Origin of the sequence: Nonomuraea diastatica (genome assembly GCF_004349015.1) — a bacterium.
GTDB lineage: Bacteria > Actinomycetota > Actinomycetes > Streptosporangiales > Streptosporangiaceae > Nonomuraea > Nonomuraea diastatica.
Genome location: NZ_SMKP01000258.1, coordinates 1 through 12,218 on the forward strand (window position 1 = coordinate 1; position 12,218 = coordinate 12,218).

Below are 12,218 nucleotides of genomic sequence, written 5' to 3' on the forward strand. Positions count from 1 at the left end.
GCGCAACTCGCCGAAGATCTTCTTGGCGCCCTTGCCGTACAGGGCGCAGTCAGCGGTCTTGTCGCACCAGGCGGCGAACTGGAGGAAATTCTTCTCCGCCGGGGCAGTCGCGGAGTCCATCATCTCGCACCACGTCCACGTCCACCTGCCCTATCTGCTCCCCGCCCAGATCGGCCCCGCGGACCTGACCGTCTGGCTCCAGCCCGGGATGGCGTACGAGGTCGAATATCGTGCCCCCGTGTGGGCCTACGCCCGAGGCGCCCTCGGCCCCGCTCCCCAGCCCTGGAACGGTCAGGGCTGCATGATCGCCCTGCTGGTGATCGCGGGCGGTGGGTTGCTGCTCCTGTTCCTGCTCATCCTCATCACGGCACTCTCGCTCAGCTAGCCACCGGAACGTATGGCGGCCCGGCAGGGGGAACGACGGCCGAGCGCCTCGCGATCACCGCCGTTCCCGTCGTGGTGGGCGGCCTGACACCGCTGGTGGCCACCGGCTGGCACGCCTGGCCTCCTCTTCCGCACCTGGCCGTCGGCCTCCGTCAGGCCGCGCGTTCGCGTACGGCTTGCACGTCGAGCTGGACGGTGACCTTGTCGCCGACGACGACCTTCTCACCTTCCCCCGCAGCGCCAACGCCGAAGTCGGACCGGCGGATCGTCGTCGCCGCCGAGAAGCCGATCCGCTGCTCGCCCTGCAACCCGGTCTCGTCGAGGCCGAGAAATTCGACCGCCATGGCGACGTCGCGCGTGATGCCGCGGATCGTCAGCCGTCCGCTGAGTTCGTACAGCCCATCGTTCACCGTCAGACCGGTGCCTGCAAACGTCATCTCGGGAAACCGGTCGATGTCGAAGAAGTTCGCGGACCGAAGGTCGTCGTCACGCATCCGCACCCCGGTGTTCACCGAGCTCATGGCGATCGTGGCGGTCGCGGAGCAGTCGTCCGGTCGTTCCGCGGTCGTCACGAAGCCGGTGAACTCCTCGAAGGTTCCACGCACCTTGCCCATCAAGTGGCGAACCGAAAAACCGGCGGTGCTGTGCATCGGATCGATGGTCCAGGTCCCTGCCGGAACCTTGTCGAAAGCGTCAGTCATGATCGTTGCCTCCTCAGCAAACTATGCGGTATCTCAAATGTGTGGCGTTGCGGCCTTCGAGCCGACGGACCGGCTCCAGCCTCGCTCCCGACGGCCCCGTAGCCGATGACCTCATAGAACGACGCCGGCGAACGCGCATGGTCGGCCGCTCGCAGCCCGACGTGCAATGCCCCATCGTGACTCCTCCCGCTTGCGCACCCAGCATTCCGCGACGGCGACGGTCGGGGGTATCCCATATTTCTGGGGGTCCGGCTAACCTGGACCATGGCCTACGCCCAGGCGATGCGCGGACAAGTCCGCGACGACCTCGTGCGGCTGGTTCATCGCGGAATGCCGGTGGAACACTACTGGCGCGCGGTGAGCGACGCCCTGGACGCCGCGGTCCCGTCGGCGGGTTCCTGCCTGATGACCATGGACCCGGCCACCATGCTGCCGACCGCCGAATATGTCGAGAACGGGCTTCCCGCCGATTCGATCAGCCGGCTCGTCGAGATCGAGTTACGCGAACCGGATTACACCAAGTGGGTCGACATGGCCCGCGCGGGCACAGCGGCGGCCAGCCTGAGCGGCGCCACCGCCGGCGATCTCGACCTCAGCCGCCGCCAGCGAGAGGTCCGGCGTCCCGGAGGCTATTCCGACGAGCTACGGGCCGTCCTGTCCAGCAGCACCGGTACGTGGGGCGCTTTGACCGTGTTCCGTGAGACGGGCAGCCCGCACTTCTCGGTGTCCGAGGTCCGGCTGCTTTCGTCGCTGACCGGGTTGGTCTCCGACGGACTGCGCCGGGCGCTTCTGCTGGACGACGCACGTGCCGACCGCCCTGACACCGGAATGCTGGTGCTGGATCCCGACGACGGTGTCGACCTCGCCAACCGGGAGGCCGAGCAGTGGGTCGACGAGCTCGGATACGGCGAACGCGCCGGCACCAGGTTGCCGCTCGTGATCCGTTCCGTCGCCCGTCAGGCCCGTGCCATCGCCGGCAGGGGGGAGCCGGTCGCCGATATGGGGCTGGCCCGGGCGCGCGTCCGGACCCGTACGGGCCGTTGGCTGATCGCCCGCGCGTCCCTGCTGGGAGAGGGCCCGCGGGCGCCGGTCGCGGTGCTGCTCGAGGCGGCCCGTCCGGCCGAGATGGCGCCGTTGCTGGCCGACATGTACGGCCTGACCGAACGGGAGAAGCGGGTCACCGAGCTCGTCGCGCAGGGCCTGCCGACCAGGCAGATCGCCAACCGGCTGCACATGGCGACCTACACGGTCCAGGACCATCTGAAATCGATCTTCGCCAAGTCCGGCACCGCCTCCCGGGGAGACCTGGTCGCCCGCCTGTTCTTCGACCAGCGCGCCACGTCCCTGACCGCTCCACCCGCTCCGGACGATCACGCCCATCCCCCGTTGGAGAGCTGAGCCTCACAAACTGAGGCGACGTTGTTGTCACCAGAGATCAAAAAGCCCCGAACGGTGATCCGTTCGGGGCTTTTCTGCTGTTCGAAGCTGGTGGTCAGGGGCAGGGTCGAACTGCCGACCTTCCGCTTTTCAGGCGGACGCTCGTACCAACTGAGCTACCTGACCTAGAGCGGTCCTGACGGGACTTGAACCCGCGACCTCCACCTTGACAGGGTGGCGAGCACTCCAAACTGCTCTACAGGACCTTGCGTTTCTTGCTGTTTGCGCTCGCTTAGCTTACCAGCTTTCCGGTGATCCTCGACCAGCCGTTTTCCGGTGTGCCAGGCGCTCGCTGTGCCCCCAACGGGATTCGAACCCGTGCCGCCGCCTTGAAAGGGCGGTGTCCTAGGCCGCTAGACGATGGGGGCTCAGGATTCCCTGTCGCCTTCCGTCGGAGACCTCTGAAGCATAGGGGACGATTGCCCCTGATGCCAAAGCGGCGAACCGGCGGTCGGCGTCTCTGGGCCAGTGACGGATCCCGCTGGCGACGGGGCGTTCGTTGGCTCTGGAGAAATCATACGGTCTGGGTCGGCCTCCACGTGACGTTGGATGTAGACCGACTGCTCCCCAAGCCCGCCGAGGGTGATGTCGTCCCAGGCTTGCAGGCGTTTCGTCTCCTTGTCGAAATACAGAACCGACGCCTGGACGGGGGTCGGCTGAGCGTGTTCGAGGGCGCGAAGGCCGGCGCCCCCCGTGGAGCCCTGGACGAGCATGCGGGTGCCGGAGCGGAACATCGTGGTCCTGCGTTCGTGAGTGTGGCCGGTCAGGATCATGGGGGCGGCTCCGGAGAAGCCCGCGGCCACATCGGGGTCGTGTACGGCGATCAGGTCAGGCTCGCCGACGTGGGGCAGGTGGGAGCGGGCATATTCGTCGAGAGTGCCGGGCTGCGGGGAGACGGGCACGGATTTGTCCGGAGTGAAGCGGGGATCGCCCAGGCCGTAGATGGTCAGCCCTTCGACGGTTTTGGTCTTGTCGTCCAGGACGATGGCGTTCTTCTGCTTCGCGACCGCCTTCTGGGTGGTCATCGAGTCGTGGTTGCCGCGGACGAAAACGTACGGGAGCCCGAGCCGGCCGATCTCGTTGACGAATTTGTTCTCGGCCTTGGTGCCGTGGTCCGAGATGTCGCCCGTATCGATGATCATGTCCACGGCGAACTGGTCTTTGAGCGACCGGATGACGTTCCAGGCGATGGGGTTGATATGGATGTCCGAAACGTGGAGGACACGAATGGTTTTCGGGTCAGCGTCGTACAACGGCAGCGTCGAGACCGTGTCGTAGAGCTTGGAGACGTTTGTCACCAGTTTCGTGAGCTGCGACCGGTACGACTCGAAACGCGTCACGATCGACTCGGCGCTGCCCACCAGCGACGGCGCCGCGGCGACCAGGCCCGAGTAGCGCGGCTCGACGAGTGAGTTCGGGCGGAAGGTGAGTGCGGCGAGCGCTCCCGTGCAGGCGAGCGCCACGGAGGCGGCCAGCAGCCCCACCAGCGCCACGCGAGGTCTCCTGAACACCATCAGGACCGCCACCAACGCCCCCGCGCCCGCGCACAGCAGCGAGCGGATGACCAGCGCGCGCACGCCGTCCATCAGGTCGGTCTCGATCAACGCCGGCAGGCGGTCGGCCAGCCGGGGGTCCTCGAGGAGGGCTCGGGCGCGTTCCTGGTCGATGTTCTCAAGGGTGATGCGCAGCCTGAGCGGCGCCGCGTGCGTACGGAATGTGAGCGTGCCGAGCGGGCTGGCGTCCACGACCGTCTCGCCGCTCCACGCCGGCCGCAGCGACATGCCCGTCTCCACAGGACCGATTTCGGCGCGTACGGTGCCGCTGAAGAAGATGCCCAGCCAGGCGCCCACAGCGGCGACGAAGAGCACCGCGACGGCTTTCGAGGCCCTCGACCGGATGGCTGCCTTTGACCAGTGGACGAACTTCATACCGTTTCTTGCATACCCGACAGGCGGGGCACAATGGCAAGTGTGATCGAGGTAACCCGGGAGAAGTTCGAGGAACTCGTGGCCGAGGCATTGGACACGATCCCCTCAGACCTCGCGCGCACCATGAGCAACGTCGTCGTCACGGTCGTCGACGATCCCCCAGAGCCCAACCTGCTCGGCCTGTACACCGGCATCCCCCTGACGGAACGTGGTGACTGGTACTCAGCCGTTCTTCCCGACCGCATCGAGATCTACCGCAATGCGATATGCCAGATCTGCGATACGGAGGAGGACGTGATCGACGAAGTTCGCATCACGGTCGTCCATGAGATCGGCCACCACTTCGGCATCGACGACGCGAGGCTTCACGAGCTCGGCTGGTAACCCTTTGCTTCCGGTTGACTTCTTTGGGTTGCGGCTTGCCATCACGTTCGGCAACCTTAGGTGACATACCGAACACAGTGAGTCAGGCACAGCGGAGTCCAATGGGGGCCATGCGGGCGCGACGGCTGCCAGGACGACATCGGCGTGCCGAAGGACGACAAGTCACCTATCGCGAAGTCATCGCGATCAAGGAATTCCGGGCACTCTGGTACGGCCAGGGCCTTTCGCTCCTCGGCGACCAGCTCGCCCAGGTGGCGCTCGCGGTGCTCGTCTACGACCGCACCCAATCGGCGCTGGCCACCGCCGCGGTCTACGCACTGACCTACCTGCCCTCGATCGTGGGCGGGCCGCTGCTGGCCGGCCTGGCCGACCGGTTCGCGCGCAGAGGCGTCATGCTGGCCTGCGACCTGATCAGGGCCGCGCTGGTGGCCGTGATGGCCGTCCCCGGCGTGCCGTTCTGGGCGCTGTGCACGCTGGTGTTCCTCGTGGTGCTGCTCAGCGCGCCGTTCTCGGCGGCGCGGGCGGCGCTGCTGCCCGAGGTGCTCGAAGGCGACACGTACGTCATCGGCTCGGCCCTGCAGAACATGACGAACCAGGCCGTCCAGATGCTCGGTTTCGCCGCCGGCGGAGCGATGATCGCGACCATGGGCCCCTACCGCGCGCTCGCCCTCGACGCCGCGACGTTCCTCGGATCTGCGTTGATCCTGGTCTCCGGCGTGCACCGCCGCCCCGCCGCCCACAGCGAGGGCGGCAAACCGTCCATGTGGACCATGACCATGGACGGAGCCCGGCTCGTGTTCGGGTCGAAGAAACTGCGGACGATCGTCCTGTTCGCCTGGTTGTGCGGCTTCTACATCCTGCCGGAGGGCCTCGCCGCGCCGTACGCGGCCACACTCCACACCGGAACCCTGCCGATTCCGGTGATCACCGGGCTGCTGATGGCCGCCATGCCGACCGGGACGGTCGTGGGGGCGTTCCTGTTCAGCAGGTTCGTGTCGCCGCCGCGGCGGCTGCGGCTCATGGGGTGGATGGCCATGCTCAGCTGCGCACCCCTGATGGTGACCGCGCTGCGGCCCCCGCTCGCCGTGGTGCTCGCGGCATGGGTGTTGTCTGGGATCGGCGGGGCGTACCAGCTCGCGGCCAACGCCGCCTTCGTCCAGAACGTACCGGCCGAACGGCGCGCCCAGGCGTTCGGCCTCGTCCAGTCGGGGTTGATGGCCGTACAGGGGATCGGGATCCTGGTCGGCGGGTTCGCGGCGGAGAGACTCGGTCCTGAGCCGGTGGTCGCGCTGGCCGGGGTGACCGGAGTGGTCAGCGCCGCCGTGCTCGCCGTGGTCTGGACCGAGTCTCGAGGTAAGGCCCGCGCGCCGTCATGATCATGGCTGGGGCTTGTGCTCGCCGCTGCTCCAGTCGGTGTGCGTACTACGGTTCTGCTGCTTGTTGACCAGGTCCTGGACGATCGAGGTCTCGGCCTCCTCGTCGGGGATGAGAAGCCAGCCGATCACGTACACGCCGACGCCCAACCCGCCGAACAGCGTCGCTATCGCCAGCGCGATCCGTACCATGTTCGCGTCGATGCCGACATAATCGCCGACGCCCGCGCAGACGCCCGCGACGATCCGGCCTTTGTGAGTCCTGCGCAGCTTCTTGACGTTGTCATCGCTCATGTCTCAAGACTGCCCTGCAGGCCGGTGTTAGCACATCCGGATTCTCCCTGGTAGAACCCTGGTAGTCCCTTACGCGACGAGAGGACCTCTGCGATGGACGACCTGCTGCGCCTGGACGACCGGCTCAACGCGGATCAGCGGCTGATCCGCGACACGGTCAAGTCCTTCGTGTCCGACCGCGTCCTCCCGCACGTGGGCGACTGGTTCGAGGAGGCCACCTTCCCCGCGCGCGAGCTCGCGCCCGCGCTCGGGGCGCTGGGCGTGCTCGGCATGCACCTGGAGGGTTACGGCTGCGCCGGCACGGACGCGGTGTCGTACGGGGTGGCCTGCCGGGAGCTGGAAGCGGGCGACTCCGGGCTCCGATCGTTCGTGTCCGTCCAGGGTTCGCTGGCGATGTTCCCGATCTGGCGATACGGCTCGGATGAACAGAAAGAGGAGTGGCTGCCCCGGATGGCCGCCGGCGAGGCGATCGGCTGCTTCGGCCTCACCGAACCGGACCACGGCTCCGACCCCGCCAACATGCGCACGTACGCCAAGAAGGACGGATCCGACTGGATCCTGAACGGCGCCAAGATGTGGATCACCAACGGCTCGATCGCCGACGTCGCCGTGGTCTGGGCCCAGACCGACGAAGGCATCCGCGGCTTCGTCGTCCCCACCTCCTCCCCTGGTTTCACCTCCCCCGAGATCCACAAGAAACTCTCCCTGAGAGCCTCCGTCACCTCCTCCCTCTACCTCGACGACCTCCGCCTGCCCGCCTCCGCCGCCCTGCCCGGAGTCACCGGCCTCAAAGGCCCGCTGTCGTGCCTCTCGGAAGCCCGGTACGGCATCGTCTGGGGCGTCGTCGGCGCCGCCCGCGCCTGCCTCGATGCGGCCGTCGACTACGCGAAGACCCGCGTCCAGTTCGACAAACCGATCGGCGCGTTCCAGCTGACCCAGGAGAAACTCGCCTGGATGTACGTGGGCGCCGCCCAGGCCCAGCTCACCGCCCTGCACCTGGGCGAACTGAAGGACGCGGGCCACCTGGAACCCCGGCAGATCAGCTTCGGCAAGCTGGCCAACGTACGCGCCGCCCTCGACATCGCCCGCCAGGCCCGATCCATTCTGGGCGGGAACGGGATCACCCTGGAGTACCCTGTGATCAGGCACATGAACAACCTGGAGAGTGTGCTGACGTACGAAGGGACGCAGGAGATCCATACGCTGGTGCTGGGGGAAGCGCTGACCGGGCTGGCCGCCTACCGATGATGGAGGCGTCGCGGACAGGACGGTAATCTCTGTACCCTTGCTGCAACTAGGGGCGTTAGCTCAATTGGCAGAGCTGCGGACTTTTAATCCGTAGGTTCCGGGTTCGAGCCCCGGGCGCCCTACCCGAATGACCTGGGCGGACTCCCCGATCTTCATGATCAGAAAGTCCGCCCGGTTGCATTTTCAGTTGCAGTTATCCCCAGAGGGCGCGGCCCATGCGGGCTGCTGCTTCCGTCGAGAGCGTCGCCGTGATGTGGGTGTAGCGCTTCGTCGTGGTCAGTTGTGAGTGGCCCAGGATCTCCTGTACGACACTGATGTCCACCCCTTGTTCGATGAGAAGCGTCGCGGCAGTGTGGCGGGCGTCGTGGACGCGGGCATCCTTGTCGACTTCGGCCAGGCGGAGGAGTTCTTTCCATTCGTCCCAGTCCTGGCCGGCGTCTATGGGTCGTCCGTCCGGATGGCACCAGACGAGGTCATAGTCCTGCCACCGCTCCCCCGCCGCTTCCTTCTCGGCCTGTTGGGCCTCTTGGTGGAGCTTGAGGAGCGGGATCAGTGGGGGCGGGATCATGACGGTTCGCTTGCTCTTGCCCTTGGGCTTCACGAAGGTCCAGCCTGTACCGCTTCAAAACTCGTGCACGTGGTTTGAGCTGGTGTTTCTTCAGGTTGGTCAGGCGGCTGCGCAGCACCGGGAGGGTATCGAAGAGCAGGGCGGCGGCGGCACGAACGCCCGCAGCGGGGCGTCGAGGAGAGTAAGCCGAGACTGAAGCCGCCGGAGGTGTCGAGCCCTTGGGCGGTCATCTGCTCGCGCATCGATCGAGTACCTCGGTCAGGGCGGGCAGATCGGGTACGACCCCAACACGCGCACCCGGCTCGGCCTCCCGCCCACCATGCGACTGGCCGCCTCCACCCTGGGACGGCTGCTGGCCCGTCTGGACGGTGACGCCTTCGACGCCGCGACCTGCGGCTACCTTGCCGCGTTGGCTGCCTGCCAGCCGCCCGAGACGACGATATCCACCCCAACGCCCCTGCTCGGCCTGGCCGTGGACGGCAAGACCCTGCGCGGCAGCCGTACCCGCGACGGCGCGGTCCACCTGCTGGCTGCCATCCGCCACGACACCCAGACCGTCCTCGCCCAAAGCCAGGTCGAGGCCAAAAGCAACGAGATCCCCGCCTTCACACCCCTGCTGCGCGACCTGGACCTGACCGGCGTGGTGGTCACCGCCGACGCCCTGCACACCCAGCACGACCACGCCCGGCAGATCGTCGCCGCCGGCGGCCACTACCTGTTCATCGTCAAGGGCAACCAGCCCACGCTCCTGCGCCGGCTCAAGGCCCTGCCCTGGCGCGAGGCCATCCTCAACGACCGCACCGACGAGCAAGGCCACGGCCGCCGGGAGATCCGCCGCATGAAGATCTGCACTGTCCGGCCCGGACTGCCCTTTCCTCACGCCGCCCAGGCCATCCAGGTCAAGCGCCGCTGTACCGACCGCAGAACCGGCAAGACCACCATCGTCACGATCTACGCGATCACCAGCCTGCCACCGGGCCGGATCACCCACGCCCAGCTCGCCGCGCTGATCCGTGGCCACTGGAGCATCGAGGCCCTGCACCACATCCGCGACGTCACCTACCGGGAAGACGCCTGCCGGGCCCGGACCGGAGCAGCTCCCCGCGTCCTGGCCAGCCTGCGCAACCTGGCCATCGGCCTGGCACGCCTGCTCGGCTGGACCAACATCGCCGCCGCCACCGACTACTACCGCAGCCACCCAGCCGACGGTCTTCAGCTACTCGGTCTCACGACATGAGAACGCTTCAGCCCTGATCATCGAGGACAGCACACACGTCTCCGATGGGCATGATGGCCGCCCCTTCTCGGGGCCCAGATTAGTTCGTCCTACGAATTTCCAAGGCGTTTGAATGTTATCCTGAGCGGATGGGAAAGCATGATGAGGGCCAGATCGGGGTGGTGGCCGCGCTGGTGAGGTCCACGTTGCTGGTGAATGCCGTGTACGCCGAGTCCGCCAGGGAATATGGTCTCACCTCCCAGCAGGGGCAGTTGCTGTGCGTGCTGATGGCGCAGCCGTACGGCATGAGTGAGCTGGGCGCGACGCTGGGGCTGGCCAAGTCGAGCCTCACCGGCCTGGTCGACCGCACCGAGCGCAACGGCCTGTCCAGCGCAAACCGGATCCGCATGATTCGCGCGCGGTGCGGATCACGCTCACCAGGAAGGACTCCGGGATCGCGGAGGAGTTCTACGTCGAGACCTGCAAGCGGATCGAGGACCTGACGGCAGGGCTGGCCGGCGCCGACCGCGACACGCTCGCCCACCTGCTCGGCTGCGTCGTGCAGGACAACAAGGTCCCCGCGGTCTTCCGGGAGCCCGGCGAAGGGGTCCACCCTGGATACGAGCATTGAAGCCGCCTCCGTGAGTTGCAGTTCGTGGAGTGAACTACTATGGTTCGTAGCACGAACTCAACCACTTCTAATTGATCGGTGCGTGCAATCATGAGTCGTACAGTAGTGGTCGTCGGCGGCGGTTACGGGGGTTCGGCACTGGCCAAGGCGCTGGCTGTCGAAACCGAGGTCGTCCTCATCGATCCCCGGGACGCGTTCGTCAACACGGCTGGGTCGCTGCGGACGCTGACCCAGCCCGACTGGGGGAGCAACATGTTCTTCCCCTACGCCGAGTTCCTGACCCAGGGCACGGTGATCCGCGACCGTGCGGTTTCCGTGGATCCCGGCGGCGTCACCCTGGCCTCAGGTGAACGCGTCAAGGCCGACTATCTGGTCCTGGCCACCGGCTCCAGCTACACCTACCCGGCCAAACCCACAGCCGCCTCCACCGAGCAGATCCTGGACGACCTTCGCCTCACCTACAAGGAACTGGCCGGAGCCGAGCGGGTGCTGATCCTGGGCGCCGGGCCGGTCGGCCTGGAACTGGCCGGGGAGATCAAGGAGGTCTGGCCGCACAAGCACGTGACCGTCGTCGACCCGGCCGAGCAACTGCTGCCCGCATTCGAGCCGGAGCTACGCCAGGACCTGCACCGCCAGCTCGACGAGCTCGACATCCGCCTGCGGCTGGGCACCGATCTGGCCGCGCCGCCGGCGACCGAGCCGGGCCAGGCCGAGACGTTCACCGTCACCACCACCAGCGGGCAGGAGATCACCGCCGACATCTGGTTCCGCGCCCACGGCGTGCGCGTCAACAGCGACTACCTCGCCGACGGCCGGCTCACCACCCGCACCCCGCCGGGGCAGGTCCCGGTCACCGAGACGCTCAACGTCCGCGGGTACGACGGCGTCTATGAGCACGTCTATGCGATCGGCGACATCACCGACGTCCCCGAGGCCAAGATGGCCGGGTACGCGATGCAGCACGCCGAGGTGGTGGCCCGCAACATCATCGCCCAACTGCACGGCGAGCCGCCCACGGCCACCTACCAGCCGCTGCCGCACCCCATGATCCTGCTCCCGCTCGGACCGCATGGCGGGGCCGGCCAGCTGCCCACCCCCGACGGCCCGGCCGTCGTCCCGGCCGAGACGGTCTCGGCGTACAAGGGCGCCGACCTGTTCACCAGCCGCTTCACCGAACAGTTCGGCTCCGCCTGAAAGGGCAGACATGCAATACACCCACCTCGGCCGCAGCGGCCTTTCCGTCTCTCGCTCGTCCTTGGCACCATGAACTTCGGGCCGCAAACCTCCCAGGACGACAGTCACACGATCATGGACCGCGCGCACGAGCACGGCCTCAACTTCTTCGACACGGCCAACGTGTACGGCGTCGTGCCGGGCGACGGCGTCACCGAACAGATCATCGGCCGGTGGTTCGCTAAGTGGGCGTTTGATCCTGGTAATTCCGTTCAGTCCGGAGCACCTTTCACCATGACATCGCGAGGGAGACTCCGGTAGACCTCATCGGTGAGTTGATCGCTCTGTGGTCGCGTAATGGTGCGATCTGTCCCTTTGAGCTACCTATGGCGATGCCGATATTGCGTCGGCTACCTCCCTAGGGCGTCGCGCAGGTCGACGAGCCCGGCGCCATCGGTTATGCGATGCCATTGCCGCCAGGCTCTCATTCGAGACGGCTGTGACTGAGATCGCCGACGGCCCGCTTGGTTGCATCCCTGCAGGTAGGGCGGCAGGTAAAGGGCGTCGTCCAGCGAAAGGGCAAGGGCCGTCCGTCGTCGTGCTGGCGGCATAAAGCGCCACATCTTGTGATCAAACGGAAAGTACAGTACAAAGGGGCTTCATTCGGGCAGTCGATCAACGGCAGCAGCTGGGATATCTTCACATAGCGGACCAATGCCCCAATCATTCGGAGGGGCGAAGTAAGGCGAACCAGGTAGGGTCGGGGGCTGGCGCGGTGGCGTCTCCTGGCGGTAGGGCCTGGGGCCTTCATGTTCCGCCGGTTTCCCGGTCGGTTGTGCCACCCCAGTGACCGTGACCAGGTTCGTTGCTCCGTTTCCAGT

At 66.8% G+C, this 12,218-nt stretch carries 13 protein-coding genes and 4 tRNA genes; 10 read left to right on the forward strand and 7 right to left on the reverse strand.

Annotation, left to right across the window (positions count from 1 at the left end):
• Nucleotides 1–385: hypothetical protein (locus tag E1294_RS47865; protein WP_220448365.1), on the forward strand; the 385-nt coding region annotated here is incomplete at its 5' end.
• A gap of 151 nt (nucleotides 386–536) precedes the next feature.
• Here the strand turns inward: E1294_RS47865 and E1294_RS47870 are convergent.
• On the reverse strand, nucleotides 537–1,085 hold the full coding sequence (locus E1294_RS47870; RefSeq protein WP_132518788.1) for a YceI family protein: 549 nt from the start codon (nucleotides 1,083–1,085) through the stop codon (nucleotides 537–539).
• Between the two features lie 282 nt (nucleotides 1,086–1,367).
• On the opposite strand from E1294_RS47870, the gene E1294_RS47875 reads away from it, so the two are divergent.
• Nucleotides 1,368–2,483, forward strand: a complete 1,116-nt coding sequence (locus E1294_RS47875; protein ID WP_165977900.1) for a helix-turn-helix transcriptional regulator — start codon at nucleotides 1,368–1,370, stop codon at nucleotides 2,481–2,483.
• A gap of 88 nt (nucleotides 2,484–2,571) precedes the next feature.
• On the opposite strand, the gene E1294_RS47880 is transcribed toward E1294_RS47875, so the two are convergent.
• From E1294_RS47880 to E1294_RS47895, 4 genes are all read right to left on the reverse strand, one after another.
• A tRNA-Phe gene (locus E1294_RS47880) sits at nucleotides 2,572–2,648 on the reverse strand.
• A 5-nt stretch (nucleotides 2,649–2,653) separates the two neighbouring features.
• A tRNA-Asp gene (locus tag E1294_RS47885) sits at nucleotides 2,654–2,728 on the reverse strand.
• 89 nt (nucleotides 2,729–2,817) lie between these two features.
• Nucleotides 2,818–2,890, reverse strand: a tRNA-Glu gene (locus tag E1294_RS47890).
• Nucleotides 2,891–4,450, reverse strand: a complete 1,560-nt coding sequence (locus E1294_RS47895; RefSeq protein ID WP_132518792.1) for a metallophosphoesterase family protein — start codon at nucleotides 4,448–4,450, stop codon at nucleotides 2,891–2,893.
• Between the two features lie 33 nt (nucleotides 4,451–4,483).
• Here E1294_RS47895 and E1294_RS47900 point away from each other — a divergent pair, with 33 nt between their 5' ends.
• The gene (locus E1294_RS47900) at nucleotides 4,484–4,834 is read left to right on the forward strand and encodes a metallopeptidase family protein (RefSeq protein ID WP_425465278.1); all 351 of its coding nucleotides are present in this window, start codon (nucleotides 4,484–4,486) and stop codon (nucleotides 4,832–4,834) included.
• Between the two features lie 110 nt (nucleotides 4,835–4,944).
• Nucleotides 4,945–6,210, forward strand: a complete 1,266-nt coding sequence (locus E1294_RS47905) for an MFS transporter (protein WP_246083796.1) — start codon at nucleotides 4,945–4,947, stop codon at nucleotides 6,208–6,210.
• On the opposite strand, the gene E1294_RS47910 is transcribed toward E1294_RS47905, so the two are convergent.
• The gene (locus E1294_RS47910) at nucleotides 6,211–6,501 is read right to left on the reverse strand and encodes a PspC domain-containing protein (protein WP_132518798.1); all 291 of its coding nucleotides are present in this window, start codon (nucleotides 6,499–6,501) and stop codon (nucleotides 6,211–6,213) included. It abuts the gene before it with no gap.
• 93 nt (nucleotides 6,502–6,594) lie between these two features.
• Here E1294_RS47910 and E1294_RS47915 point away from each other — a divergent pair, with 93 nt between their 5' ends.
• Together E1294_RS47915 and E1294_RS47920 are read left to right on the forward strand one after the other, a co-directional pair.
• Nucleotides 6,595–7,749 carry an acyl-CoA dehydrogenase family protein gene (locus tag E1294_RS47915; RefSeq protein ID WP_132518800.1) on the forward strand — a complete coding sequence of 385 codons (1,155 nt, stop codon included), beginning with the start codon at nucleotides 6,595–6,597 and terminating at the stop codon, nucleotides 7,747–7,749.
• Nucleotides 7,750–7,798: 49 nt separating this feature from the next.
• Nucleotides 7,799–7,871: transfer RNA gene (locus E1294_RS47920), tRNA-Lys, on the forward strand.
• 71 nt (nucleotides 7,872–7,942) lie between these two features.
• On the opposite strand, the gene E1294_RS47925 is transcribed toward E1294_RS47920, so the two are convergent.
• A complete protein-coding gene (locus tag E1294_RS47925; RefSeq protein WP_132518802.1) occupies nucleotides 7,943–8,350 on the reverse strand; it encodes a tyrosine-type recombinase/integrase in 408 nt (135 codons plus the stop codon).
• A gap of 286 nt (nucleotides 8,351–8,636) precedes the next feature.
• Between E1294_RS47925 and E1294_RS47930 the strand changes: the two genes are divergently transcribed.
• The 4 genes from E1294_RS47930 (at nucleotide 8,637) to E1294_RS47945 (ending at nucleotide 11,658) form a co-directional block, all read left to right on the forward strand.
• Nucleotides 8,637–9,554, forward strand: a complete 918-nt coding sequence (locus tag E1294_RS47930; protein WP_132518804.1) for an ISAs1 family transposase — start codon at nucleotides 8,637–8,639, stop codon at nucleotides 9,552–9,554.
• Nucleotides 9,555–9,954: 400 nt separating this feature from the next.
• The gene (locus E1294_RS56805; protein WP_246083797.1) at nucleotides 9,955–10,164 is read left to right on the forward strand and encodes a hypothetical protein; all 210 of its coding nucleotides are present in this window, start codon (nucleotides 9,955–9,957) and stop codon (nucleotides 10,162–10,164) included.
• A 90-nt stretch (nucleotides 10,165–10,254) separates the two neighbouring features.
• Nucleotides 10,255–11,358: an NAD(P)/FAD-dependent oxidoreductase gene (locus E1294_RS47940; protein WP_132518806.1), complete on the forward strand. Its 1,104-nt coding sequence runs from the start codon at nucleotides 10,255–10,257 to the stop codon at nucleotides 11,356–11,358.
• Nucleotides 11,359–11,427: 69 nt separating this feature from the next.
• Nucleotides 11,428–11,658 (forward strand): aldo/keto reductase, encoded by a 231-nt coding sequence (locus tag E1294_RS47945; RefSeq protein WP_220448366.1) that lies wholly within the window; start codon nucleotides 11,428–11,430, stop codon nucleotides 11,656–11,658.
• The last annotated feature ends 560 nt before the right edge of the window (nucleotides 11,659–12,218 follow it).

Bases quoted from the DNA above. Each gene is read 5' to 3' on its own strand.
- E1294_RS47895 (WP_132518792.1), bottom strand. From the start codon at position 4,450: ATGAAGTTCGTCCACTGGTCAAAGGCAGCCATCCGGTCGAGGGCCTCG.
- E1294_RS47930 (WP_132518804.1), top strand. From the start codon at position 8,637: ATGCGACTGGCCGCCTCCACCCTGGGACGGCTGCTGGCCCGTCTGGAC.
- E1294_RS47940 (WP_132518806.1), top strand. From the start codon at position 10,255: ATGAGTCGTACAGTAGTGGTCGTCGGCGGCGGTTACGGGGGTTCGGCA.
- E1294_RS47915 (WP_132518800.1), top strand. From the start codon at position 6,595: ATGGACGACCTGCTGCGCCTGGACGACCGGCTCAACGCGGATCAGCGG.
- E1294_RS47875 (WP_165977900.1), top strand. From the start codon at position 1,368: ATGCGCGGACAAGTCCGCGACGACCTCGTGCGGCTGGTTCATCGCGGA.
- E1294_RS47910 (WP_132518798.1), bottom strand. From the start codon at position 6,501: ATGAGCGATGACAACGTCAAGAAGCTGCGCAGGACTCACAAAGGCCGG.
- E1294_RS47900 (WP_425465278.1), top strand. From the start codon at position 4,484: ATGGCAAGTGTGATCGAGGTAACCCGGGAGAAGTTCGAGGAACTCGTG.
- E1294_RS47945 (WP_220448366.1), top strand. From the start codon at position 11,428: ATGAACTTCGGGCCGCAAACCTCCCAGGACGACAGTCACACGATCATG.
- E1294_RS47905 (WP_246083796.1), top strand. From the start codon at position 4,945: ATGCGGGCGCGACGGCTGCCAGGACGACATCGGCGTGCCGAAGGACGA.
- E1294_RS47870 (WP_132518788.1), bottom strand. From the start codon at position 1,085: ATGACTGACGCTTTCGACAAGGTTCCGGCAGGGACCTGGACCATCGAT.